Raw genomic sequence first — 24,514 nt, forward strand, 5'->3', positions numbered from 1 at the left:
GATCAGGCGTCCTTCTGCTTGGTGCCGAAGATCTTGTCACCGGCATCGCCCAGGCCTGGGATGATGTAGCCGTGCTGGTTGAGGCGCTCGTCGATCGAGGCGGTGTAGATGCTCACATCCGGGTGGGCCTTCTCGACTGTGGCGATACCCTCGGGGGCCGCCACCAGCACCATCGCGCGGATCTCCTTGCAGCCGGCTTTTTTCAGCAGATCGATGGTGGCGACCATCGACGCACCGGTGGCCAGCATCGGGTCGATGATCAGTGCCAGGCGCTGGTTGATGTCCGGTGCCAGTTTCTCGAGGTAGGTGTGCGCTTCGAGGGTTTCTTCGTTGCGGGCGACGCCCACGGCGCTGACCTTGGCGCCCGGGATCAGGCTGAGCACGCCGTCGAGCATGCCGATGCCGGCACGCAGGATCGGTACTACAGTGATCTTCTTGCCGGCGATTTTCTCGACCTGGACTTTACCGCTCCAGCCGTCGATTTCGTAGGACTCCAGTGGCAGGTCTTGGGTGGCCTCATAAGTCAGCAGGGCGCCGACTTCCTGGGCGAGTTCGCGAAAGTTCTTGGTGCTGATATCGGCACGGCGCATAAGGCCGAGCTTGTGGCGGATCAGCGGATGGCGGATCTCACGAGTAGGCATGGGGGAGGGCTCCGGAAGGCGGGCAAAAAAACCGCGCTAGATTAATCTATTCAGCCTGAGCTGTCGCTTTGTCATTGTGCACGTTAGTCCATAAACGCTTGATCTGAGGCCAGCGGATGCGTACCTTTGCCCGCTTTTCCGATTCCGACCCCTGGGGAGCGCCATGTCCGCCGATCTCGAGCACATCCGCCAAGTCATGCGCGAAGCTGACTGCCTGTACAACGAAGCCGAGGTCGAAGCGGCCATTGCCAAGGTAGGCGAGCACATCAGCCGCGAGCTGCATGACAAGAACCCGGTCGTGTTCTGCGTCATGAACGGTGGCCTGATTTTCGCCGGCAAGCTGCTCACCCATCTGCAGTTCCCGCTGGAAGCGTCCTACCTGCACGCCACTCGCTACCGCAACCAGACCAGCGGCGGTGAGCTGTTCTGGAAGGCCAAGCCGGAAGTATCGTTCATTGACCGCGATGTGCTGATCGTCGATGACATTCTCGACGAAGGCCACACCCTCAGCGCGATCATCGAGTTCTGCAAGCATGCCGGCGCCCGTGAGGTGTATACCGCCGTGCTGATCGACAAGGAGCATGACCGCAAGGCCAGCCCGGACCTGAAGGCCAACTTCGTCGGCTTGCCATGCATCGACCGCTACATCTTCGGCTACGGCATGGACTACAAAGGCTACTGGCGCAATGCCAACGGCATCTTCGCCGTCAAGGGCCTGTAAGCCATGCGCGCGCCGGCATTCATCGACCAGTCCTTGTTTGCCGGCCTGGCCGAGCAGGCTGCGGCCAACCCGCGCGGGCGTCAGCACCATAACTTTCATGCCATGGCCGAACCGTGCCACCGCATGGCGGTTGGCTTGCAGCCTGACACCTACATCCCGCCGCATCGCCACCTGAGCGAAGACAAGGCCGAGACCTTGCTGGTGCTCAAAGGGCGCCTTGGCCTGCTGCTGTTCGACGAGGAGGGCGGGGTTATCGAAAAACGCCTGCTCGAGGCCGGTGGCGAGTGCCTCGGTGTCGACCTGCCACCGGGCGTCTATCACGCGCTGGTGGTGCTCGCCGCCGACAGCATTCTGTTCGAGTGCAAGGCCGGCCCTTATCGCCCGGTGGGTGAGGGTGAGCTGGCGCCATGGGCCCCGCGTGAGGGTGAGCCAGGGGTTGCCGCATACCAGGTGTGGATGCGCGCGCAGTTCGCCTGAGCGGGCATGCTAGAGTGCGGCTTCATGCCAAGGAGCCTCACATGCGTGCGTTCATTCCCTTGCTGTTGGCGCTGAGCCTGCCGTTGTCTGCGGCGCCCCTGCACAGCCAGTTTCTGCCACCTGATGACCAGTCGCTGCGCCAAGAGGCGCCGACCAGTCAACAGTTGCTGCAAGTCACCGACTACTCGGTAGTGGTCGGCACCCAGCGTCAGTCTGACCAACAACCGATCCCGATCACCGCCTCGCTGCAGATGCGCCTGAAAGGCAAGCCGCTGAGCAAGGGCGCGACGATTACCCAAGTATTGCTCAGCTTCGATGGTGAAGGTGGCAAGAGCCTGAAGAAGCCAGTCTACGACGACAAGACCCGCACCCTGAGCCTGAACTACCCGATGGCCGACTACCGGGTGATCATCGACCTGCTGCGCAACGAGACCCTCTACGTGCAGTTTCTGACTTACGCCAACGGCCATGTCTGGGCGGATCTGCATACCGGCACCGTACGTACGCGTTGAGGCCTGCGCATTGGCGGGGGTACACTGCCGCCCTGCGAAATTTGGTGATGGCTTAGGTGGAGTCGGCAATGCGTAAAGACAAGAAGCAAGTGATTGGTGACGAGATCAGTGACGACTACATCAAGTCGTTTCTGCAGTACGACCCGGCCGACGGCGTGACGTCGCCGTCCGCGCACAAGCTGGTCAAAGCCTATCGTGGCCTGCGCATCGATGACTTCGAGCGGTTTGTCGGGTTCTTCGTCGAGGCGGGTTATGAGCTGGACGGCAAGGACGAACACGGTCAGACCTTCGTCGAGCAGATCGCTGATCAGCGTAATGCGGCGGAGTACATCGAGATCATCAACAACGCCCGTGGTTGAGTGATCTGAGTCTGGAGTGATTTGGGGCCGCAGAGCGGCCCCTAGACCGGTCAGGCGTAATGCTGAGCCGGGCTGCTTTCAACCATCTGCAATACCTGGTCGTTATGCTCGCTGACCTTGCGGTACAGCGCTGCATCGCTGGCCAGGACACTTTCCCGGGCAGGGAAGATCTCGTGCAGCTTGCTCGCCCAGGCACCCTTGGCTTGCTCAGGGAAGCAGCGTTCGATCAGATCAAGCATGATCGACACCGTCACCGAAGCACCAGGCGATGCGCCCAGCAGGGCCGCCAGGCTGCCGTCGGCCGCCGCAACCAACTCGGTGCCAAATTGCAGCACGCCGCCTTTTTTCGGGTCTTTCTTGATGATCTGCACGCGCTGGCCGGCCACTTCCAGGCGCCAGTCTTCGGCTTTGGCTTCTGGGTAGAACCGGCGCAGCGAGTCCAGGCGTTGCTCCATCGACTGCATCACTTCACTGACCAGGTACTTGGTCAGGTCCATGTTGTCGCGCGCTACTGCCAGCATCGGGCCGAGGTTGCCCAGGCGTACCGACAGTGGCAGGTCGAGCAGCGAACCGTGCTTGAGGAACTTGGTGGTGAAGCCGGCGTAGGGCCCGAACAGCAGCGAAGTCTTGCCGTCGACGACACGGGTATCCAGGTGCGGCACCGACATCGGCGGAGCGCCTACAGCAGCCTGGCTGTAGACTTTGGCCTGGTGCTGCTTGACGATTTCCGGGTTGTCGCAGCGTAGCCACTGGCCGCTCACCGGGAAGCCGCCAAAGCCTTTGCTCTCGGGGATGCCCGAAGCCTGCAGCAATGGCAATGCCGCGCCACCAGCGCCGAGGAAGACAAAGCGTGCATCGACTTCACGGCTACCGCCGCTGTTGACGTCCTTGATGCTGACGGTCCAGCCGGCGCCGTTACGGCGCAGGCCGACGACCTTCTTGCTGTACTTGACCTGGCTGTCCGCGGTGTTGCCGAGCATTTTCAGCAGCTTGTTGGTCAAGGCGCCGAAGTTGACGTCGGTGCCTTTCATCACGCGGGTTGCGGCGATGTGCTGGTCGGCCGGGCGGCCGGGCATCATCAACGGCATCCAGTCGCGCATCACCGCCTTGTCTTCGGTGTACTCCATCTCGCTGAAGGCGTGGTGCTGCTTGAGCAGTTCGAAACGCTTCTTGAGGAAGGACACGCCCTTGTCACCTTCGACGTAGCTCAGGTGTGGCACGGGATTGATGAAGTCACGCGGCGCGCCGAGGCCGCCCTTGTTGATCAGGTACGCCCAGAACTGCCGTGACACCTCGAACTGGGTGTTGATGTGCACGGCCTTCTTGATGTCGATGCTGCCATCGGCGGCCTGCGGCGTGTAGTTCAGCTCGCACAGGCCGGCATGGCCGGTCCCGGCGTTGTTCCAGGGGTTCGAGCTTTCTGCAGCCCCGGAGTCCATCGCCTCGACGACCTCCAGTTTAAGGGCCGGGTCGAGCTCCTTGAGCAGTACGGCCAGGGTGGCACTCATGATGCCCGCGCCTACCAGTACTACATCAACCGATTCGTTCTGCGCCATTAACGCGTCTCCACAATCTACAGCACCTAATTGACAGCATAGGATCCCTGGGGTTGCCAGGCTCGCCATGTCCGACTCTTCGCAGTTCTTGCAACTTCGCGAACACCGCCAATCAGTCTCAGGGTTCAGCTATTGAACGCTGATTGCCACGGCTGCGGCAATTCGACTTATGGTCAAGGTGTCCGACGTGCGTTATGGACCGGCCTCAGTGACTCATCATGGATGAGCGCCAATACCGGCCATCAGGGGCTGTTGGGGACACATCTGCTGCTGTTGCACATGCCAGACTGTTCATTTGCTCGCCACACTCTTGTGAAGTTGTGAAAACCTGGTTTTTTCCACGCTCTTTTGGAGACGTGAACCTCAAAAAGGGACTGCGCGATGGCAACCCACAGGTTCATGCAGTGCAGAAGGCCAGAAAAAGCAGGCGCAACAGCCGGATGCAAGACCTGAAGTGGAAGGCTCTCTGTGGGCGAGGCGGTGAAGGTGCCGGGGTCAATCGGCAGGTGCGGGGCCCGATCAGGAGACGTCCTTATAATCGGGGGGAGATTATAGCGATGTCGCGGGCAGAAAGGTCGTTAATCGCGGTTTTTATTGCAGCATTTGTCAGGCGGGCAGGCTGCGTTGCTGCCAACGACGGCTTGCGCGGGCGCAAACCCGGGCGCTGGCAGGCAAGGTTCGGCCCAGCCAGGCTAGCTGCATGTCACTGACCTGAACCCAGCCGCTACCGCTGGGCGGCAGGCTGCACTGCTTGAAACCCAGGCAGCAACCGGTGCTGTCGAGGCGAGCATAGATAAGCTGGGGCGAGCGCTTGAACAGCAGGTTCCAGAGCGAGGCCATGGCGGCGAATCCTGTATGGAGTGGGCTGGGCCAAGGATAACGGCGCGGCCATGAAAGCATTATGACAAGCGGATATAGCCGATAGCTGGCGTTCAAGCGGCTGGGTATACTGTGGGCCTTTGCCGCATTTTCTGGAGAAACGCGCATGTTGCAACGTCTGCTGTTCGGTTTGCTCGCGGTGGCCAGCCTGAGCCTGGTCGGCTGTGCCCACAGCCCGCAACAACTCAGCCCGCAACCCAAGCTGACCACTCAGCTCAATCCGGTCGGTCGCGGCCAGCCAGTCGTGGTACGGGTGGTCGATGGTCGTCCTTCGCAGTCGCTCGGCACCCGTGGCGGCATGTACCCGGAAACCAGCACCATCAGCGTCAACGGCAACGATGTCGTGCCCAAGCTGCAGGCTCAGGCCGAAGCAGCGGTGCGTCTGCTCGGTTTCACCCCGACCCAGGGCGGCTCCAATGCGCCGCAGTTGACCGTGACCCTGGCCGAACTGAAGTACCAGTCGCCCAAGGACAAGATGTATGTGACCGAGGCGACCATCGGCGCGACCTTCCGTGCTGACGTAGCCAATGCCAACCGCCGTTACAGCGGCCGTTACGGCGCTTCGCTGGATCAGCGCTTCGGCATGGCGCCGAACCAGGAAACCAACACCAAGCTGGTCAGTGATGTGCTCAGCGATGCCTTGACCCGTCTGTTCAAGGACCCGACCATCGGTCAGGTGCTCGGCGAATAAGCGTTCGTCACAGCCAGGTCATAAAAAAACCGCTGCCTGAATCTCAGGCGGCGGTTTTTTTTGCTTCAGGACCAGGCGATAGCGCAGCGCAGAGAACAAAGGGTATGGCAGATGAAATCCGTCGGCAGTTGGTCGTAAAGCCGCAGCCAACGCGACCGGCTTGGGTAGAATGCTCGGCTTTGCTGTCGCGACTGCGAGGTCTGTAATGTCTGTGCAAGTACTCTGGGGGCTGCTGGCGGCCCATCCGGCCAAGCTGATCAACCTGCTGGCCCTGCTGATTACCTGCCCTGGTGGCCTGCTGCTGCAAAGCGCCCGGCGCCGGGCGGCGCTGACGCGGCGCAGCCTGGCGGTCGACGAAGGCCTGGTCGACGCCTTTGATCGGCGCGTGCCGCGTTACTACTACACCCTCGGCTCGGCGTGCCTGGCGCTGGCGCTGCTGTTGTCCTGGTTGAGTACCTGGGTCTGACGGCGGGGCTGCTGCCAGCCCCGCCGCGGTTCAGGCAACCTGGCTCTGGACCTTGACCTGATACTGATTGCGTACCGGCGTTGCGTACTGCAGCACCAGGTACGGCTGCTGTTCGACCGGGCAGGCGTCGAGGCGGCGTTGCCATTCCTGCTTGGCTTTGGCCAGCTCTTCAGCCTGGAACAGCTTCTCGGCAGGCGGCACGGCCAGTGCCGGGTCGGCATCCTGCCACATTGCGTAGGCCAGGTAGTGCACAGGGAACAAGCGGTAACCACCCAGGATCTGCCGGTCAACTTCCTGCGCCAACAGCTTGGTATCGGCAAAGAACTCCCTGACCGGTGCAGCGAAGTGGATATGCACGCGGCCTTTATAGCCGGTGATGCCCGTAGCGATGCTCTTGTCGTCTTCACCGGGCGCCTTGGTATAGCTGCCGGTGGTGGCGCGGATGTACAGCTCGCGCGCCTTGGCCTGATCGCAAGGGTCATACTCGTAGCTGATCGATACCGGCGTCAGGTTCAGGCCCTGGATCACCGCGCCGAATGGCTCGTCCTTGCGGCTCATGTGGAACATCTTGAGGATCGCCGAATCGGTACGGTCATCGCCGTCCTTGGCCCGGCCTTCAGCCTGGGCGATCCAGATCGACGCGCCATCGGTGCGGATCGAATGATTGATGTAGGCCGAGAGCAACTGATAAGCCGCCAGCTTCTCGCGCCGCCCGGTCAATGAGCGGTGCACGATGAAGCTCTTGTTCAGGCGCATCATGTCGCTGACAAAAGGCTTTTGCAGGAGGTTGTCGCCAATGGCGATGCGCGGCGTCGGCAGGCCGGCGTGGTACACCGCGTAGTTGACGAAGGCCGGATCCATGACGATGTCGCGGTGGTTGGCCAAAAACAGGTAAGCCGTACCTGCCTTGAGCTGCTCGACACCTGAATAGGTGACGCCGTCGGTGGCGCGATCGATGGTCTGGTCGACGTAATACTCGACTTTGTCCTGCAGGGTCGCGACGCAACTGACGCCGGCGAACTCTTTGCGCAGGCGGCGCGCGATCAACGGCTTGAGCAGCCAGCCGAAGGCACCGGCCGCCCGCGGGAAGCGGAAGTGGGTGAGGATATCGAGGAATGCCGGGTCGCTGAACAGGCGCGCCAGCACCGCCTGCACCTCAGCATCGTCATACGGTCGGATGGCATCGAATTCGCCCATCATGCTCTCTTGTTGGAAACGACTAGGGTAATAGATAGGGGGCGGCTCCGAAAAACGGCTCGGACGCGCGCAGGTCCCGTAAACAGACCGACAATTATACGCATAAGTCACCCTGGAGGCCGCGATGCTGGAAACTGCATTCTACGATTGCCCTTACTGTGGAGAGGGGGTGGAGACCACGGTTGATCTGTCCGGCGGTGATCAGCGCTACATCGAAGACTGTCAGGTCTGCTGCCGGCCGATCGTGTTCGACCTGCAGGTGCATGGCGACGAGTGGATGCTCGATGTGAAAAGCGAGGATGACGCCTGATGCGACGAATCTACGAGCCAGAGAACTTGCTGGAGGCCGAGCTGCTGGTGGCGGTGCTGGCTAGCGAGGGCATCGAGGTGCACCTGGTCGGCCGCGACCTGGTCGGCGCCGCCGGTGAGCTGCCATTGCACGGTTTGCTCGGCCTGGCGGTGGCCGATGAGCAGGCCGGCTACGCACGCGAGCTGATCGATGCGTACAATGTTGCCCAGCCAGTTGCTGGCGACGAACCGGAGAGTTACCCCGGGACACTGATTTGCTAGGTTGTATATCGCATGTGTGGACGCTACGCCCTGTTTCGCTGGACCCCGGCCTTTGCCGCACTGCCGGGCTACCCCGCCGACCAACAGGCGCAATGGAACATCGCGCCCGGCGCCTCGGTGCTGATCCAGCGCCAGCTTGACGGCCAGCTACAGGTGGCCAGAGCGCGCTGGGGGCTGACCCCGCCGTGGCTAACCGACTTGTCCAAGACGCCGGCGCAAGCGCGGGCCGAGACCCTGGCCGAACAGCCGATGTTTCGTCAGGCGTTTACCCAGCGCCGTTGCCTGATGCCGGCCAACGGTTTTTACGAATGGCGTGGCAGTGTGCGCAAGCGGCCTTACTGGTTGACGCCGGGCGAGGGCGCGGCGCTGTTCTTTGCAGCGATATGGGAGGCATACCCGGTGCAGGAGCAAGTCTGGCTAAGCTGCGCAGTGGTCACCCAGGCGGTGGTCAATCAGCGCCGGCCACTGATTCTCGACGAGGCCGGGCAGGCTGCCTGGCTTGATCCGGAGACGCCGCTGGCGCGTTTGCATGAGTTGCTTGCTGGCCCACCGGCTGCGCTACGCGAGCGGGCGCTGGCCAATTTCGTCAATGATCCCAAGCTGGATGCACCGGAGTGTCTGACGCCGGCTTGACGTGGTACAGATAAGCCTCGGGTTAAATCTTCCCTATGGCTCTGGCGGCGCCGGGCGTCTGCGCCTAGGATACGCGGCACGTACCCAGGGAGTGTTTTATGCGTAAGTCATTTGTTCTCAGCCTGCTCGCTGCCGGCGTCCTGCTGAGCGGCTGCCAGGCGGTGAATACCACCAGTGGCGGCGCCGTCGGCGTTGAGCGCAAGCAGTACATGTTCAGCATGCTGTCGACCGACGAGGTCAACAACATGTATGCCCAGTCCTATCAGCAGACCTTGAGCGAAGCCTCGAGCAAGGGCGTGCTCGATAAAAGCAGCGCCGAAGCCAAGCGCGTGCAGGCCATCGCCGATCGCCTGATCGCCCAAGCGCCGAAGTTTCGCCCGGATTCTGCGCAGTGGAAGTGGGAAGTCAACGTCATCAAGAGTGACGAACTCAACGCGAACTGCGGCCCTGGCGGCAAGATCATCGTCTACACCGGCCTGATCGATCAGCTCAAGCTGACCGACGCTGAAATCGCCGCCGTGATGGGCCATGAGATCGCTCACGCCCTGCGTGAGCATGGTCGTGAAGCGATGTCCAAGGCCTATGGGATCGAGATGGCCCGCTCCGGTGCTGGCGCCCTGCTGGGCCTGGGCCAGGACAGCATGGCCCTCGCCGACACCGTAGTGAACTACTCCATGACCTTGCCCAACAGCCGTGCCAACGAGAACGAGGCGGATCTGATCGGTCTTGAGCTGTCGGCCCGTGCCGGCTACGACCCGAACGCCGCGATCACCTTGTGGAACAAGATGAGCAAGGCGTCCGAGGGCGCCCCGCCTGAGTTCATGAGCACTCACCCGGCTTCGTCCAGCCGGATCGCCTCGTTGCAGGCTGCCATTCCCAAGGTGATGCCGTTGTATCAGGCTGCCAAGAAGTAAGCGGTTTTGGGGCTGCGAAGCAGCCCCAAAATCCCTGCTGAATCAGCCAATCCAGCCACTGCTCTTCATCGCCGAATACACCGCGACGATCGCCAGCACCACAAACGCCGTGGCAGCCAGGCGCCGAATCAGTGTCAGCGGCAACTTCTCCGCCGCAAAGTTACCCGCCAATACCACCGGTACGTTGGCAATCAACATGCCCAGGGTGGTACCGATAATCACCATGATCAGGTGCGGATACTGCGCCGCCAGCATCACGGTGGCGACCTGAGTCTTGTCGCCGATCTCGGCCAGGAAGAACGCAATCAAGGTCGTCACGAACGGCCCGAAGCGGCGTGCTGCGCTGCTTTCGTCGTCGTCCATCTTGTCCGGCACCAGGGTCCACAACGCGGTTGCGACAAAGCTTGCGGCGAGCACCCAGTGCAAAACCGACTCGGTGAAGAAACCACTTACCCACGCCCCAACTGCACCTGCCGCAGCGTGGTTGGCCAGGGTGGCGACAACGATACCGGCGATGATCGGCCAGGGTTTGCGAAAGCGGGCAGCAAGGATGAGCGCGAGCAGTTGCGTCTTGTCGCCTATTTCGGCGAGCGCAACGATGGCGGTTGGTACGAGAAGGGATTCCAGCATCAGGGTTCCTACGGGGGCGGGTCGACACGGCTATGACACGTACAGCCTTCCCGCCCCGGGTAAGGTGTGCGTGTCATAGGTCTTGTCAAACCCTGGGTCCGTCTGTGCGGACCGTGGGTCGTACGCGCCATGGTCTGAGGACCAAGTATGTTGACGCGTACCGGGCAAGCTTAGGTGCTTGCGGGAGACTACTCCCCTAGGACGGAGCGGATTCTGCCTAGGCAAATCCGTTTGGGCAAGCGCTATTTTCTATCCGCGTTTTGCCTGGTAAATCCTGAAACCCTGTTCTTCGATCAGCGTCTTGCAGTTGCCCAGGGCCTGCTGGATGTACGGTTGATAGCGCAGGAAGGTGTTCGCAACAAGGCGAAGTTCGCCACCTGATCGCAGATGTTCAGCCGATTTTTTCAGCAGTGTTTCCGAGGCGTTGTAGTCAGTGTGGACGCCGGTATGGAACGGCGGATTGCTCAGGATTACCTGCAGATCACGCGGTGCAGCATCGATTCCATCGCCACTGATGACTTCAGCTTGCAAGCCGTTGGCGGCAAGGGTGAGGCGGCTGCTGGCCACCGCGAAGGCATCGACGTCGAGCATGGTTACCTGGCTGTCCGGGTAACGGCGCTTGACGATCGAGCCGATTACGCCCGCGCCGCAGCCGAAGTCGAGTACCGGGCCAACCGCCAGGCCGTCCAGATGCTCAAGCAACAGGGCGGTGCCGCGGTCCAGCCGGCCATGGCTGAACACCCCGGGCAGGCTGACGATCTGCAGCGGACCATCGGCCAGCGGCAGTTCGAAGCGTTCAGCCAGGCTTTCCAGTGGGGTGGCGGCCGGGGCGTTGTCGACGGTTACCTGCCACAGCTGGCAGTGGCGTGCACTGTCGAGCTTGCGCGGCTTGCCGAAGGCTTGCAGCAGCTTGGCGCCGCCTTCGATCCCGCCGCGCTTTTCACCGACCAGATACAGCTCACGGCCAGCCAGGCGCGAAGCCAGGGCGTTGAGCAGGTAGGCGGCCAGTTCGCGCGACTTGGGCATGAACACTACCGCGGCATCGAACGGCACCTGCGGCGGCTCGACGCCATGCTGGTTGCGCCCGGCAAAGCGCGCTTCGAGCAGGGCCTGGTCGCCGGCGTGCCAGGTCCAGCCGTGGGCCTGCGGCAGTTGGCCGAGCAGATCGTCGGCGGGCAGGCCGGCAAGCAGCACCGAGCCCTGGAACAACTCCGCCTGACGGAGCAACACTTCACTGCGCGGGTCCATGGACGACGCCTCCTGAAAAAAGTCGCGCAGTGTAGCAGAGGCTGGCTTGGCTCAGCTGACCACGCGGCGCGGCGCGCCGGCAAAGAACGCCTGGGCGTTTTCGCTGAGCTGCGCAACGATGCGCTGCCGTGCCTCGACCGCGCCCCAGGCACTGTGCGGAGTAACGATCAGGCGTGGCACGTCCGACTCCAGCAGTGGGTTGCCGTTAACCGGTGGCTCGACGCTGAGCACGTCGGTTGCCGCGCCGCCCAGATGACCGCTGCGCAGGGCGTCGGCCAAGGCCTGTTCATCGATCAGGCCGCCGCGGGCGGTGTTGACCACCAACGCGCCGGGCTTGAGCAGGGCCAGTTCACGGTGGCTGATCATGTGCCGGGTGTGTTCATTGAGCGGGCAATGCAGGGTCAAGGCATCGACCTGCGGCAGCAGTTCATCCAGCGGCAGGCGCTCGGCACGTGCAGGGCGACCGGGGATCTGCCCGCTCAGAACGCGCATGCCAAAGGCCTCGGCCAGGCGTGCCACGGCGCCGCCCAGCTCGCCGTGGCCGAGCAGGCCGAGGGTCTTGCCTTCAAGTTCGACGATAGGGAAGTCGAGCAGGCAGAACTGGCTGGCCTTGGCCCATTGACCGTCGGCGACCGCGCGCTGGTAGTCGCACAGGCGGGTCGCCAGCGCCAGCAGCAAGGCCAGGGTGTGCTGCGCCACCGAGGGAGTGCCGTAGCCCTGGCAGTTGCACACGGTAATGCCCTGGGCACGCGCGGCGTTCAGGTCGACGTTGTTGGTGCCGGTTGCAGCCACCAGGATCAGTTGCAACTGCGGGTTGGCCGCCAGTACGTCCGCACCCAGCAGCACCTTGTTGCTGATTGCCACAGTAGCGCCCTGCAGGCGTTCGGCAACCTGCTCCGGCGCGGTCGCGCCGTGTAGCGTAAGAGTACCGAAGCAGGCCCTGAGCGCGCTTAGGTCGAGGTCGCCGAGGTCCAGTGAGTCATGGTCAAGAAATACAGCAGTGTGGCTGGAGGTCATGGTCTGTCCTGTGCTCTGGCAGCGTGCGCGAAGGGGAGGGTAATAGACCCTACAGAATCACGTGAAAAAACGCATGTCGACTAGTTGAAATCTGTCATGCGACCTTGGCCGCTGCCCCGATCTCTGGCTGCAGCGTGCAGAGGGCATCAGCAGTTTCGTGCTCGAATGCTTCCAGCGCCGCGTGCAGCCCCTGCAAGGAGGTGATCTGTGCGCGAACTGCAGCTTTCTTGTCGGCGAGCGCCTGTTGCACCTGCAGCCAGGGAATCTGACCGTCTGGGTAAGGCTGCAGGATGGCCTGCATCTCTTTCAGCTTGAATCCAAGTTGCTGCGCGCATTTGATCAGGCGCAGGCGATCTACGCTCTGTTCGCTGTAGATCCGGTAGTTGCCTGCGCGTTGCGGCTCGGGCAGTAGGCCGAGCTTCTCGTAGTGACGGATGGATTTGACGCTGGTGCCCGCAAGTTGGGCTGCTTTTCCGATGTACATGGGGGCTTCCTTGCGTGATCGATGCGCCAGCCTGGGCTGGCGATTCATCTTACACAAGCAGCTGAACGCGTCTACGTGGCTAGCTGGCGGCCAGCTTGCGGGCCTGCAGCACCCAACGCTCGCGCTGGCTGGTACTGGAGCCGAGTACCGGCCCGAACGTCAGGGTGCGGGTCGGCTTGATGCCGCAGAAGGCCAGGGTGGTTTTACGCATCTGATGCAGGCCAGGCATGCGATAGACCCAACGGTAGTACCAGGGCGGCGTGTCCATGGTCACCAGCAAATGGGCGGTGCGGCCCTTGAGCAGTTGCTCAGGGAATGGCGAGTCTTCGCGGTACTTGAAGGCAAAGCCAGGCAGGAAAGTACGGTCGAAAAAGCCCTTGAGCAACGCCGGGGTAGCGCCCCACCAGATCGGAAAGACAAACACCAGTTGTTCGGCCCAGAGGATGTCCTCCTGGGCTTGGCGCAAGTCCGGTTCCAGCGGCTGGATCTGCCGATAGCCGTGGTGCAGTACCGGGTCGAAGGTCGCTTTCGGCAGGTCAAGAATACGCACGGCATGCCCGGCCTCGCCGGCGGCGAGGATGTAGGCCTGGCCCAATGCGGCGCAAAAGCTGTCCGCGGCGGGGTGGCCGAGGATCACCAGAATACGTTTGCTCATGTCAGCTCCAGTCAATCAAGCCAACGAGGCTAAGGCCTGCCCCTAGCGGTAGAGTCAACAGCGGCACTCATACCCGCGCCGCGCAAATCATTCCTTCGGCTGATTTGGCTGTCACATCTGCGCTCTAGAGTAAGCGCCTGACCTCGCCCGACTCGAAAAAGGGATAACCATGCTGCAGACGCGCATCATCCAACCCGCTGAAGGTGCTTACCAATTCCCGCTGCTGATCAAGCGCCTGCTGTTGTCTGGCAGCCGCTACGAGCGCACCCGCGAGATCGTCTACCGTGACCAGTTGCGCCTGACCTATCCACAACTGGTCGAGCGCATCGCGCGCCTGGCCAATGTGCTTAGCGAGGCCGGGGTCAAGCCGGGCGACACCGTCGCCGTGATGGACTGGGACAGCCATCGTTACCTGGAATGCATGTTTGCCATCCCGATGATCGGCGCGGTGGTGCACACCATCAATGTGCGCCTGTCGCCCGAGCAGATCCTCTACACCATGAACCACGCCGAGGACCGGCTGGTGTTGGTCAACAGCGATTTCATCGGCCTGTATCAAGGCATCGCCGGGCAGCTGACCACGGTTGAAAAGACCCTGCTGCTGACCGACGGCCCGGACAAGCGCGCCGAACTGCCGAACCTGGTCGGCGAGTACGAACAACTGCTGGCCGCCGCCAGCCCGCAGTACGCCTTCCCTGATTTCGACGAGAACTCGGTGGCGACCATGTTTTACACCACCGGCACCACCGGCAACCCTAAGGGCGTGTACTTCACCCATCGGCAACTGGTGCTGCATACCCTGGCGGAAACTTCGGTACTGGGCAGCATCGACAGCGTGCGCCTGCTCGGCAGCGATGACGTGTACATGCCGATCACGCCGATGTTCCACGTTCACGCTTGGGGTATCCCGTACGCAGCCACGCTGATGGGCATGAAGCAGGTCTACCCTGGCCGATACGAGCCGGACATGCTGGTCAAGCTCTGGCGTGAAGAGAAGGTCACTTTCTCCCACTGCGTACCGACCATCCTGCAGATGCTGCTCAATTGCCCGGCGTCCCAGGGCCAGGACTTCGGCGGCTGGAAGATCATCATTGGCGGCAGTGCGCTCAACCGTGCGCTGTATCAGGCCGCGCTGGCCCGTGGCATTCAGCTCACTGCAGCTTATGGTATGTCCGAAACCTGCCCGCTGATCTCCGCGGCGCACATCAACGAAGAGCTGCAGGCCGGCGGCGATGACGAGCGGGTCAGCTATCGGATCAAGGCCGGGGTGCCGGTGCCGCTGGTGGAAACCGCAATTGTCGACGGCGATGGCAATTTCCTCCCGGCCGATGGTGAGACTCAGGGCGAACTGGTGCTGCGGGCGCCGTGGCTGTCGATGGGGTATTTCAAGGAGCCGGAAAAAAGCACCGAGCTGTGGGCTGGCGGCTGGCTGCATACCGGAGACGTCGCCACCCTCGACGGCATGGGCTATATCGACATCCGCGACCGCATCAAGGATGTGATCAAGACCGGCGGCGAGTGGATTTCCTCGCTCGACCTTGAAGACCTGATCAGCCGCCATCCGGCGGTGCGTGAAGTGGCAGTGGTCGGTGTCGCCGATCCACAGTGGGGCGAGCGTCCGTTTGCCCTGCTGGTTGTTCGCGACGGGCAGAGCCTTGACGCCCGCGCGCTCAAAGAACATCTCAAACCGTTCGTCGAGCAAGGTCATATCAACAAGTGGGCGATTCCCAGCCAGATTGCCGTTGTTACGGAAATTCCCAAGACCAGCGTCGGCAAGCTGGACAAGAAGCGCATCCGCCTCGACATCGTCGAATGGCAGGCCAGCAACAGCGCGTTCCTGTCGACCCTGTGAAGCGCAGCGGGTCATCGGCGAATTAGGCGCGACCCGCATTGCAGAGAGGATGGCGCCTTGTCAAATGGGAAAATTGGGCCATGCTAGAGCACTGTCAGCTCGCACACCGGACCAGATCGGGGCGAGCGACGGGCACGGAACGCAAATCACACTTTAGAGGGATCTAGCGTCCGAGCCTGCTGGCTATAGTCGGGGCCAGGGGTTTTCAGAAACGGAGGGGGAGCGCTGCGTGCAACTCGCAGCGTCGCAGGTGCAAGCCTGCCTACCGGTCAGCCGGACCGTTTCTGCAAGGACTCACTGCCATAACAAAAAAGAACATGGAGTAGCGTCGATGAAATCTGCACACCCGTTCTGGCGTCGGGCAAGACTGCCCTTTGCCGTCAGCCTCGCTTCTACGCTCGCAAGCCCTGCATTCGCGGTCAGTTTCAACATCGGTGAAATCGAAGGCCAGTTCGATTCGTCGCTGTCGGTCGGTGCCAGTTGGTCGACAGCCAGCCCGAACAAGAACCTGATCGGCGTCAACAATGGTGGCAAAGGGCTTTCGCAGACCTCCGACGATGGCCACCTGAACTTCAAGCGCGGTGAGACCTTCTCGAAAATCTTCAAGGGCATCCATGACCTCGAACTGAAGTACGGCGACACCGGCATCTTCGTCCGGGGCAAGTACTGGTATGACTTCGAGCTCAAGGATGAACACCGCGAGTTCAAGGACATCAGCGACTCCAATCGCAAGGAAGGCGCCAAGTCTTCCGGGGCCGAGCTGCTCGATGCGTTCGTCTATCACAACTACTCGATTGCCGACCAACCCGGTTCGGTGCGTTTCGGCAAGCAGGTAGTCAGCTGGGGTGAAAGCACTTTCATTGGCGGTGGCATCAACTCGATCAACCCGATTGACGTGGCTGCCTTCCGCCGCCCTGGCGCCGAGATCAAAGAAGGCCTGATCCCGGTCAACATGTTCTATATCTCGCAGAGCCTGACCGACAACCTCTCGGCCGAGGCCTTCTACCAGCTGGAATGGGACCAGACGGTTGTCGATAACTGCGGCACTTTCTTCTCTCAGCCGGACATCATTGCCGACGGCTGTACCGACAATCTGCGGGTGCTCAGCAGTGGGCGAACTTTGAGCGGGCTGCCACCTATAGCGCAGGGCATCCTGGCCGGGAGCGGGGTGGACTACAACAACGAAGGCGTGCTTGTGCGGCGCAGTGCTGACCGCGATGCCCGTGACAGTGGCCAGTTCGGGGTCGCGCTGCGCTACATGTTCGAGCCATTGGACACCGAGTTCGGCGCCTACTTCATGAATTATCACAGCCGTGCGCCGATCTTCAGTGCCACCGGTGCCGATCCATCGGTGTTCGCTGGCCTCGCCGGTTTGCCGCCACCGCTGCAGGGTCTGGCGCCGCTGATCGTTGCGGGCAACTCGAAGTACTTCGTCGAGTACCCGGAAGACATCCGCCTGTACGGTTTGAGCTTCTCCACCACGCTGCCAACCGGTACCGCCTGGAGCGGTGAAGTCAGCTACCGGCCAAACGCGCCGGTGCAGCTCAACACCACCGACATCCTGTTCTCCGGCGTACGTCCGATCGGCGGCGGGTTGACCAACGCATCGTTGCTCACTGGCACACCTGGGCAGGACCTGCACGGCTACCGTCGCAAGGAAATCACTCAGTTCCAGACCACCCTGACGCACTTCTTCGATCAAGTGATGGGCGCCAGCCGCATGACTGTGGTCGGCGAAGTCGGCGTGACTCACGTTGGCGGCCTGGAGAACGCCCGCGAAATCCGCTATGGCCGTGACCCGGTCTATGGCCCGGGGCCGCTGCCAGCGACCGGTGGCGCGGATACCTGTGTGGCGCTCAATAACAGCACAATCGGTGGCGCCGGCGCGGGCGCATCCACCGCCAACCTCAGCCGCAAGTGCGAAAACGATGGCTATACCACCAGTACTTCGTGGGGCTACCGAGGCCGCGTGATCTGGGACTACAACGACGTCTTCGCTGGGGTCAACCTCAAGCCAAGCGTGGCCTGGTCGCACGACGTGTCCGGCTACTCACCTGGCCCCGGCGCCAACTTCGAAGAAGGGCGCAAGGCCGTAAGCCTGGGCCTCGATGCCGAATACCAGAACACCTACACAGCGAGCCTGTCGTACACCAACTTCTTTGACGGCAAGTACACCACCGTGGATGACCGCGACTTCGTTGCGCTCAGCTTCGGCGTGAACTTCTAAGCCCATTGATCCAGGACGACCAACCAATGAACAAGACCAGAAGTCTGCTGAAGGCCGGTGTACTGGGTATGTCCCTGCTGGCAACCAGCGTCATGGCTGCGGTTTCCGCTGACGAGGCGGCCAAGCTCGGCAGCACCCTGACGCCGATGGGTGCGGAAAAAGCCGGTAACGCCGACGGCTCCATCACGGCCTGGCAACCGCTGTCGAAAACCGCTGGCAGCGTCGATGCCAAGGGGTTCCTGTCTGACCCGTATGGCAGCGAGAAGCCCAAATTCACCATCACCGCGCAGAACGTCGAGCAGTACAAGGACAAGCTTTCGCCTGGTCAGTACGCGATGTTCAAGCGCTACCCGGAGACCTACAAGATTCCGGTCTACCCGACCCATCGCGGCTCGACCGTGCCGGATGAAGTGTTTGCCGCGATCAAGCGCAACGCCACCAAGACCAATCTGGTGGCGGGCGGCAACGGCCTGGAGAACTTCGAGACGGCTATCCCGTTCCCGATTCCCAAGAGCGGCGTCGAGGTGATCTGGAACCATATCACCCGCTATCGGGGTGGCAGCGTGACGCGCCTGGTTACCCAGGTCACGCCGCAACCCAACGGCTCCTACAGCCCGGTATCGTTCTCGGACCAATTTGTGTTCCGCGACAAGTTGAAAGATTACGATCCAGCCAACCCGGGCAACGTGCTGTTCTACTTCAAACAGAAGGTCACCGCGCCTTCGCGCCTGGCGGGCACCGTACTGCTGGTCCACGAGACCCTTGACCAGGTCAAGGAGCCGCGCAAGGCCTGGGTCTACAACGCCGGCCAACGCCGCGTGCGCCAGGCACCGCAGGTGTCCTACGATGGTCCGGGTACTGCGGCGGACGGGCTGCGTACATCCGATAACCTCGACATGTTCAACGGCGCGCCAGATCGCTACGACTGGAAGCTTGAAGGCAAGAAAGAGATGTACATCGCCTCCAACACCTACAAGCTCGATTCGCCAAGCCTGAAATACGCCGACATCGTCAAGCCCGGCCACATCAACCAGGACCTTAGCCGCTATGAGCTGCGCCGGGTCTGGCATGTGGTCGCGACCTTGAAGCCGGGCCAGCGGCATATCTATGCCAAGCGCGACTTCTATATCGATGAGGATACCTGGCAAGCCTCGGTGATCGACCAGTACGACGGTCGCAACCAGTTGTGGCGCGTGTCCGAAGCGCATGCTCAGGACTATTACAACAACCAGGTACCGTGGTACACCCTCGAGGCGATCTATGACCTGCAGTCGGGTCGCTACCTAGCCCTGGGTCTGAAAAACGAAGAAAAACGTGCCTATGACTTTGGCTTCACCGCCAGCAAGGCCGACTTCCAGCCAGCAGCGTTGCGCCAGGACGGTATTCGTTAATCAACGCAGCTAAAACTCCGCGTGACTCCCAGAACGCCCCGGCCCGCCGGGGCGTTTTGATTTCCGGTGCGCGCTGATGGGTTGCCGTAAATCAGCTCTGTCGCTTTTTGTCGTAGTCTTTTACCGGATAAACACACCCATCATCTTCAAATAGGCTGCGATACCCGCTAGTCTCGCAACAACCTGCTGTGCTGATGTCTCCCTCATAACGAGCCGGCCATGACTGATCTGTCCCGTACGCATGGATACACCAGCCAGGCCTTGGGCCTGCTGGACGGGCGTTTTTTCCGGCCACCGTTGCCCGATGGCCACGTGCCCCGTGGGCGCTTGTGCCAGCGTCTGCATGCGGGGCTGTCTGGCAGGCTGTTGCTGATCAACGCGCCAGCCGGCTTCGGCAAAAGCTCACTGGCGATCGAGTTCTGCGAGTCCCTGCCTGATCACTGGCGCAGCCTGTGGCTGGGGTTGAGCCAAAGGGATGCCGACCCTGGGCGCTTCCTCGAGCGCCTGCTGGAAGGTTTGCAGCAGTACTGCCCGGCCTTGGGCGGGCAGGCCATGGGCCTGTTGAAGATGCGCCAGCGTCATCAGCCGTTCGCCTTCGAAGAGTGGCTCGACGGCCTGCTCGACGAGCTGGCGCTGTACCTGCAAAGCGATAGCCCGATCCTGCTGGTGCTTGACGACTACCATCTGGCGCAGGGGGCGGTGCTCGACCGGTGTTTGCAGTTCTTCCTCAATCACCTGCCAAACGGCCTGGTGCTGATGATTACCAGCCGCCAGCGCCCCGATTGGCACCTGGCCCGTCTGCGCCTGTCGCGCCAACTCAGCGAACTCAACGAGCAGGACCTGCGCCTTACTGGCGACGAAGCGCTGGCGGTGCTCGGCCGACAGCCCACCGGCTTGCGCGGGCAGGCACTGGACAACCTGATCCAGCGCAGCGATGGCTGGGTAGCGGGGCTGCGCTTCTGGCAGCTGGCAGCCAGCGAGTCGGGCGACGAACATGCCTTGCCGCAGGCATTGCATGGCGGCGAAGGGCTGATCCGTGACTATCTGCTCGAAGAAGTGATCGATATCCTGCCGGCCGACGTGCAGGCGTTTTTGTACGAAACCGCCTGCCAGGAGCGCTTCTGCGCCGAGCTGTGCGACGCCCTGCGCGCACGTCAGGACAGCGCCGGCATCCTGCGCTACCTGCAAGCGCATCAGGTGTTTCTGGTGCCGCTGGATGAACACGGCCATTGGTATCGCTACCATCATCTGTTCTCTGACTTGCTGCGCAGCCGCCAGCACAGCGCGCCGCTGGCTGATCTGCACCTGCGCGCCTGCCGCTGGTTTCAGGCCCAGGGCCTGCTTGACGAAGCGGTCGAGCAGGCCCTGCGCGCCGGCCATTTGGATGTGGCGGCGGACCTGGTGCAGAGCCTGTCCGAGGAGCAACTGCTGGCCGAGCAGAACGTCGGCATGCTCCTGCGCTGGAAGATGGACCTGCCCGACAGCCTGTTGATCAGCACGCCGCGGCTGATCGTGCTGTACAGCTGGGCGTTGGGCCTGGCCTGCCAGTTGGATGCTGCCGAAGAACTGGCGGCGCACCTCAGCCGGTTTTTGCCGGCGCCCTCGGCCACCGCCCAGCGCTCGATGCTGGCGCAGTGGCTGGCGCTCAGTGGCGTTATCGCTCGAGGCCGCGGCGACCGTGAACGCACCATGAGCTATTGCAGCGAGGCGCTACAGAGCCTGCCCAACAAACGCTACGGCCAACGTCTGGTGTGCCTGTCGACGCTGTCCAACCTGGCCATTGCCGACGCCGACTTCTGGCGCGCGCGTGGCTGGAACCGCGAAGCGCTGGAGCTGGCCCAGCGGGTCGGCAACCCGTTGTTCGAGGCACTCGCCCATTACGATCGGGCGCGAGTGCTGCACGCCCGTGGTGAAATCTGCCGGGCGCTGGATGAAGTCCGTCAGGGCTTGTTGCGCCTGCAGGATCTGTCAGCGCAGCGGCTGTACGCGGTGCGCGCCAGGCTGACCTTGTACGAGGGCCATTTGCTCGCGGCGCACCTGCAACCGGCCCAGGGCCGCGCGCGCTTGCGCGCGGGCCTGAGTGAGGCGCGCGCCTGTCGCGATATCAGCGTGCTGATCGGGCACTGCGTGATTGCCTCGCTGGATGGCCGCGAAGGGCAGTATGCCGAAGCCTTCGCCGAACTGGCCGAAGCCGAGCGCTTGATGCATATCTGGGACGTACCGCCGATCTTCTACCTGGCGATGATCACCCTGGTGAAGTGCGAGCTGTGGCTGGCCCAGGGCCGAACCGACCTGGCCGAATCATGGCTGCTGCGGCTCGGTCAGACCTACGGCGGCGAGCAGCCCGCTGCGGCGCCGGAATTTCACCCATTACTGCCATTGCACATCGAACTGCAACAGGCGCTGCTGGAGCGCGTCCAGGGCCGTTCGGCGCAGGCTGTCGAGCGCCTGCAGAGGCTGGTCGAGCGCGGCCAGGCCAGTGGCGGTCAGTTGCTGGCGGCCAGCGCCTTGTGCCAGCTGATTGGCCTGCATCTGGCCGAGGGCCGTGAGCAGTCCGCTGCCAGCCTGTTGCCGCAAGCGCTACTGGCCGCCCAGGGTGGCGCTTTGCAAGCGTTTCAACGGTTGCTGGAAGATCAGCCGCTGTGGCTGCGCGAGCAGCTGTCGACGCGCCCCGCCAGCAGCGTCCAGCTCGACCTGCTGGCGCGCCTGCCGCAGCCGCAGGTGGTTGCCAGTGGCACCGGCGAAGCCCTGAGCGGGCGGGAGTTGGCGGTGCTTGAGTTGATCGCCCAAGGCTGCTCGAACCAGCAGATCAGTGAGCGCCTGTTCATCTCGCTGCACACCGTCAAGACCCACGCCAGCCACATCAACAGCAAGCTTGGCGTGGAGCGCCGCACCCAGGCGGTAGCCAAGGCCAAGGCGCTAGGCCTGCTGCCCTGAGCCTGCGCCACGGCCTGTGAATTCGCCCTCAGCTTTCTCTACCTGCTGCCGATAAACAGGTCGGCGACACGCATCGCCTCGGGTCATTTTCCATCCTCTGCCATGACAGGTCGTGTTGATGCTGCAGTACGGGCAAAAAAGCTTTCTGATCGTCGACGACTTCACCGACTTTCGCACCTCGGCCCGCTCCATGCTCCGCGAGCTGGGCGCGCGCGATGTGGACACCGCTGACAGCGGCGAACAGGCGCTGCGCATGTGCGCGCAGAAACGCTATGACTTCATCCTGCAGGACTTTCACCTGGGCGATGGCAAGAAGAACGGTCAGCAGGTACTCGAGGACCTGATCCTCGACAAGTTGATCAGCCACGAGTGCGGGTTCCTCATGGTCACCGCCGAGAGCAGCCAGGCCATCGTTCTCAGCACCCTCGAGCACGAGCCGGATGCCTACCTGACCAAGCCGTTCAACCGTGTCGGTCTGGCCCAGCGCCTGGAAAAACTGCTGCAGCGCAAAACCCTGCTCAAGCCGATTCTGCAGGCACTTGATCGCGGTCGCCCGGCCGAAGTGATGGCCGCCTGTGCTGCCCTGTGCAAGCAGGACCCGCGCTTTTCCCCGCTGTGCCTGCGCTACCGCGCCGATGCCCTGCGCGATCTCGGCCGCTTCGAAGAGCTGGAGAAGTTTCTCTCGTCGATCCTCGCCAGCAGGCCGCAGCCGTGGGTCTACTCGATGCTCGGCAGCGTGCTGCACAAACGCGGCCAGAACGATCAGGCCAAGGGCGTGTACGAGCAGGCGCTGAAAGCCTTCCCGATCATGCCGGGGCTGTATGACGGCATGGCCGATGTGCTGGTCGCCCAGGGCGATAACAAGCGTGCCCAGCACATGCTCGAGGAGGCCGTGCGCCTGTCGCCACTGGCGGTACGCCGGCAGGCCGCGCTGGGCAAGCTGGCGATGGGCAACGACGATTTCGAAAGCGCGTCCAAGGCCTTCCGTCATGCTGTCAGCCAGGGCCAGAGCTCGCGCTACAAGGACGCCGAAACCAACCTTGGCCTGGCTCAGGCGCTGATGAGCAAGAACGCAGGTTTTGGCCTCGACGCACGCACCCGGGTCGAGATCAACACCGTGCTCAGTGAGGTAGCCAAGGAGAACGGCGAGGACCAGGGCCTGCAAGTGCGTGCCCGGTTGATGAAGGCGGCCAGCCTGCAACAGGCCGGCGACCCTGAAACCGCCGCCAAGTTGACCGAGCAGGCCATGCAGCGGCTGGACAACATGGACCAGTTCTTCTCGGTCGACGCCGCCTTGACCGTGGCCAAGCAGCTCCAGCAACTGGGCCAGGAGGCAGCCGGCACCAGCATCCTCAAGGGCTGCGTGGAAACCTACGGCGATGACCCCAAGGTCATGCAGAGCGTAGCCAAGATGACCGACGACCCAACGGTGCTGGGCGCCGTGACCGAAGCGGTCGATCTCAACCGCCAAGGGGTACGCTGCTATCAGACCGGCCAGCTCGACGAGGCCTTGGGCATGTTCCGCCGAGCGCTGTCGCTACAGCCAAAAAATATCAGTATCGCCTTGAACACGGCTCAGGCCCTGTTGCGTATCGCCGGTGAGTCGCCTTCGCCCGAATACATGCTGGAGTGTCGCAGCTGCCTGCAAAGCGTGGCCGGCATCCCCGCCAGCGACAGCCGCTACGAGCGTTATCGAAAACTGCATATGCGGGTGTTTGGCGCATGAACCAGGAAAGCCCGGGGCTGGATTTCTCGACAGTGATCGCCTCCACTGTCCACGACATGAAAAACTCACTGTCAGCGTTGATCCAGGCGCATAACCAATGGCTGGCGCGGCTGCCCGAAGCGCAGCGGCAAGGCAACGAGCAGGGCGTTATTGAGCACGAATTCGGCCACCTCAACGGCATGCTGGTGCAGATGCTCGGGCTGTACAAGCTGGGCGTCAATCAGCTGCCGATCTGCCCTGGCTACCACGAGCTGGAAGATTTCATTGAGGCGCAGTTGGCGGCGCATCAGGAGATCCTCAAGCACCGCGATATCCTCGCCACCTGGCGTATCGAAAGCGCCAGCCCGCTGGGCTTCTTCGACCGCGAGCTGGTGGCTTCGGTGATCTCCAACGTGCTCACCAACGCCATTCGCTACGCCGGCCACGCCTTGCTGATCGGTATTGAAGAAGACGGCGAGCAGTTGATCATCAGCGTCAACGACGACGGCCCGGGTTATCCCGAGCGCATGCTCGAGCGGCAGCAGGATTACATTCAGGGCCTCGACGCCAGCACCGGCAGCACTGGCCTGGGCCTGTACTTCGCGGCACGGATTGCGGCCCTGCATGAGCGCAATGGCGTTACCGGCCGAATCGAAATCAGCAACGGTGGCGCCCTCGGTGGCGGTTTGTTCAGGCTCTATCTGCCCTGAGTCGAGGTATCATGCTCAGCATTCTTCAGCTGAGCACAACCC

25 protein-coding genes and 1 riboswitch are annotated in these 24,514 nt (G+C 62.4%); of the genes, 16 read left to right on the forward strand and 9 right to left on the reverse strand.

Annotated features, from left to right (window positions below; all coding sequences use genetic code 11):
- Window positions 1–2: 2 nt before the first annotated feature.
- Window positions 3–641: a uracil phosphoribosyltransferase gene (upp, locus tag IDM28_RS03215; RefSeq protein WP_101316519.1), complete on the reverse strand. Its 639-nt coding sequence runs from the start codon at window positions 639–641 to the stop codon at window positions 3–5.
- Window positions 642–804: 163 nt separating this feature from the next.
- Here upp and IDM28_RS03220 point away from each other — a divergent pair, with 163 nt between their 5' ends.
- The 4 genes from IDM28_RS03220 (at window position 805) to IDM28_RS03235 (ending at window position 2,710) form a co-directional block, all read left to right on the forward strand.
- Window positions 805–1,362, forward strand: a complete 558-nt coding sequence (locus IDM28_RS03220; RefSeq protein ID WP_101316521.1) for a hypoxanthine-guanine phosphoribosyltransferase — start codon at window positions 805–807, stop codon at window positions 1,360–1,362.
- A gap of 3 nt (window positions 1,363–1,365) precedes the next feature.
- On the forward strand, window positions 1,366–1,839 hold the full coding sequence (locus tag IDM28_RS03225) for a WbuC family cupin fold metalloprotein (protein WP_101316523.1): 474 nt from the start codon (window positions 1,366–1,368) through the stop codon (window positions 1,837–1,839).
- Between the two features lie 41 nt (window positions 1,840–1,880).
- Complete coding sequence (locus tag IDM28_RS03230; RefSeq protein WP_103436047.1) at window positions 1,881–2,351, forward strand: hypothetical protein; 471 nt, start codon at window positions 1,881–1,883, stop codon at window positions 2,349–2,351.
- A gap of 68 nt (window positions 2,352–2,419) precedes the next feature.
- Window positions 2,420–2,710, forward strand: coding sequence for a PA4642 family protein (locus IDM28_RS03235; protein ID WP_101316527.1), 291 nt, complete (start codon window positions 2,420–2,422; stop codon window positions 2,708–2,710).
- Window positions 2,711–2,760: 50 nt separating this feature from the next.
- Here IDM28_RS03235 and mqo read toward each other — a convergent pair whose 3' ends face one another.
- Together mqo and IDM28_RS03245 are read right to left on the reverse strand one after the other, a co-directional pair.
- Window positions 2,761–4,266, reverse strand: a complete 1,506-nt coding sequence (gene mqo, locus IDM28_RS03240) for a malate dehydrogenase (quinone) (RefSeq protein WP_101316529.1) — start codon at window positions 4,264–4,266, stop codon at window positions 2,761–2,763.
- Between the two features lie 606 nt (window positions 4,267–4,872).
- Complete coding sequence (locus IDM28_RS03245; protein ID WP_150570058.1) at window positions 4,873–5,106, reverse strand: hypothetical protein; 234 nt, start codon at window positions 5,104–5,106, stop codon at window positions 4,873–4,875.
- 145 nt (window positions 5,107–5,251) lie between these two features.
- Here IDM28_RS03245 and IDM28_RS03250 point away from each other — a divergent pair, with 145 nt between their 5' ends.
- A complete protein-coding gene (locus tag IDM28_RS03250; RefSeq protein ID WP_101316532.1) occupies window positions 5,252–5,836 on the forward strand; it encodes a YajG family lipoprotein in 585 nt (194 codons plus the stop codon).
- A gap of 205 nt (window positions 5,837–6,041) precedes the next feature.
- Entirely contained in the window at window positions 6,042–6,302 is a 261-nt protein-coding gene (locus tag IDM28_RS03255; RefSeq protein WP_101316534.1) for a hypothetical protein, read from the forward strand.
- 30 nt (window positions 6,303–6,332) lie between these two features.
- Here the strand turns inward: IDM28_RS03255 and IDM28_RS03260 are convergent, their stop codons facing one another.
- Window positions 6,333–7,502: a 1-acyl-sn-glycerol-3-phosphate acyltransferase gene (locus tag IDM28_RS03260; protein ID WP_188035358.1), complete on the reverse strand. Its 1,170-nt coding sequence runs from the start codon at window positions 7,500–7,502 to the stop codon at window positions 6,333–6,335.
- 121 nt (window positions 7,503–7,623) lie between these two features.
- Here IDM28_RS03260 and IDM28_RS03265 point away from each other — a divergent pair, with 121 nt between their 5' ends.
- The 4 genes from IDM28_RS03265 (at window position 7,624) to IDM28_RS03280 (ending at window position 9,616) form a co-directional block, all read left to right on the forward strand.
- Window positions 7,624–7,809 carry a CPXCG motif-containing cysteine-rich protein gene (locus IDM28_RS03265; protein ID WP_101316538.1) on the forward strand — a complete coding sequence of 62 codons (186 nt, stop codon included), beginning with the start codon at window positions 7,624–7,626 and terminating at the stop codon, window positions 7,807–7,809.
- Window positions 7,809–8,069, forward strand: a complete 261-nt coding sequence (locus IDM28_RS03270) for a putative signal transducing protein (RefSeq protein WP_101316540.1) — start codon at window positions 7,809–7,811, stop codon at window positions 8,067–8,069. Before IDM28_RS03265 ends, IDM28_RS03270 begins: the two co-directional genes overlap by 1 nt.
- A gap of 12 nt (window positions 8,070–8,081) precedes the next feature.
- Window positions 8,082–8,702 carry an SOS response-associated peptidase gene (locus IDM28_RS03275; RefSeq protein WP_181089871.1) on the forward strand — a complete coding sequence of 207 codons (621 nt, stop codon included), beginning with the start codon at window positions 8,082–8,084 and terminating at the stop codon, window positions 8,700–8,702.
- A 98-nt stretch (window positions 8,703–8,800) separates the two neighbouring features.
- The gene (locus IDM28_RS03280; protein WP_188035359.1) at window positions 8,801–9,616 is read left to right on the forward strand and encodes a M48 family metallopeptidase; all 816 of its coding nucleotides are present in this window, start codon (window positions 8,801–8,803) and stop codon (window positions 9,614–9,616) included.
- Window positions 9,617–9,658: 42 nt separating this feature from the next.
- On the opposite strand, the gene IDM28_RS03285 is transcribed toward IDM28_RS03280, so the two are convergent.
- From IDM28_RS03285 to IDM28_RS03305, 5 genes are all read right to left on the reverse strand, one after another.
- Entirely contained in the window at window positions 9,659–10,243 is a 585-nt protein-coding gene (locus IDM28_RS03285; protein WP_178080814.1) for a TMEM165/GDT1 family protein, read from the reverse strand.
- 91 nt (window positions 10,244–10,334) lie between these two features.
- A riboswitch (yybP-ykoY riboswitch) is annotated at window positions 10,335–10,455 on the reverse strand.
- A gap of 40 nt (window positions 10,456–10,495) precedes the next feature.
- Window positions 10,496–11,494 carry a class I SAM-dependent methyltransferase gene (locus tag IDM28_RS03290; RefSeq protein WP_103436056.1) on the reverse strand — a complete coding sequence of 333 codons (999 nt, stop codon included), beginning with the start codon at window positions 11,492–11,494 and terminating at the stop codon, window positions 10,496–10,498.
- A gap of 51 nt (window positions 11,495–11,545) precedes the next feature.
- Window positions 11,546–12,511 carry a 2-hydroxyacid dehydrogenase gene (locus IDM28_RS03295; RefSeq protein WP_188035360.1) on the reverse strand — a complete coding sequence of 322 codons (966 nt, stop codon included), beginning with the start codon at window positions 12,509–12,511 and terminating at the stop codon, window positions 11,546–11,548.
- A gap of 94 nt (window positions 12,512–12,605) precedes the next feature.
- Window positions 12,606–12,995: a MerR family transcriptional regulator gene (locus IDM28_RS03300; RefSeq protein WP_150573439.1), complete on the reverse strand. Its 390-nt coding sequence runs from the start codon at window positions 12,993–12,995 to the stop codon at window positions 12,606–12,608.
- Window positions 12,996–13,074: 79 nt separating this feature from the next.
- A complete protein-coding gene (locus tag IDM28_RS03305) occupies window positions 13,075–13,650 on the reverse strand; it encodes an NAD(P)H-dependent oxidoreductase (protein ID WP_150573436.1) in 576 nt (191 codons plus the stop codon).
- 169 nt (window positions 13,651–13,819) lie between these two features.
- On the opposite strand from IDM28_RS03305, the gene IDM28_RS03310 reads away from it, so the two are divergent.
- From IDM28_RS03310 to IDM28_RS03335, 6 genes are all read left to right on the forward strand, one after another.
- Window positions 13,820–15,502, forward strand: a complete 1,683-nt coding sequence (locus tag IDM28_RS03310) for a fatty acid--CoA ligase (RefSeq protein ID WP_150573437.1) — start codon at window positions 13,820–13,822, stop codon at window positions 15,500–15,502.
- 331 nt (window positions 15,503–15,833) lie between these two features.
- Entirely contained in the window at window positions 15,834–17,729 is a 1,896-nt protein-coding gene (locus IDM28_RS03315) for a DUF1302 domain-containing protein (protein ID WP_150570065.1), read from the forward strand.
- A 26-nt stretch (window positions 17,730–17,755) separates the two neighbouring features.
- Window positions 17,756–19,120, forward strand: coding sequence for a DUF1329 domain-containing protein (locus IDM28_RS03320; protein ID WP_181089864.1), 1,365 nt, complete (start codon window positions 17,756–17,758; stop codon window positions 19,118–19,120).
- 219 nt (window positions 19,121–19,339) lie between these two features.
- Entirely contained in the window at window positions 19,340–22,057 is a 2,718-nt protein-coding gene (locus IDM28_RS03325; RefSeq protein WP_188035361.1) for a LuxR C-terminal-related transcriptional regulator, read from the forward strand.
- Between the two features lie 118 nt (window positions 22,058–22,175).
- The gene (locus tag IDM28_RS03330) at window positions 22,176–23,783 is read left to right on the forward strand and encodes a tetratricopeptide repeat-containing response regulator (RefSeq protein ID WP_188035420.1); all 1,608 of its coding nucleotides are present in this window, start codon (window positions 22,176–22,178) and stop codon (window positions 23,781–23,783) included.
- On the forward strand, window positions 23,780–24,472 hold the full coding sequence (locus tag IDM28_RS03335) for a sensor histidine kinase (RefSeq protein WP_188035362.1): 693 nt from the start codon (window positions 23,780–23,782) through the stop codon (window positions 24,470–24,472). The genes IDM28_RS03330 and IDM28_RS03335 overlap by 4 nt, the downstream gene beginning before the upstream one ends.
- The last annotated feature ends 42 nt before the right edge of the window (window positions 24,473–24,514 follow it).

The organism is Pseudomonas sp. EZ-C24 (genome assembly GCF_014525325.1).
Lineage (GTDB): Bacteria > Pseudomonadota > Gammaproteobacteria > Pseudomonadales > Pseudomonadaceae > Aquipseudomonas > Aquipseudomonas shirazensis.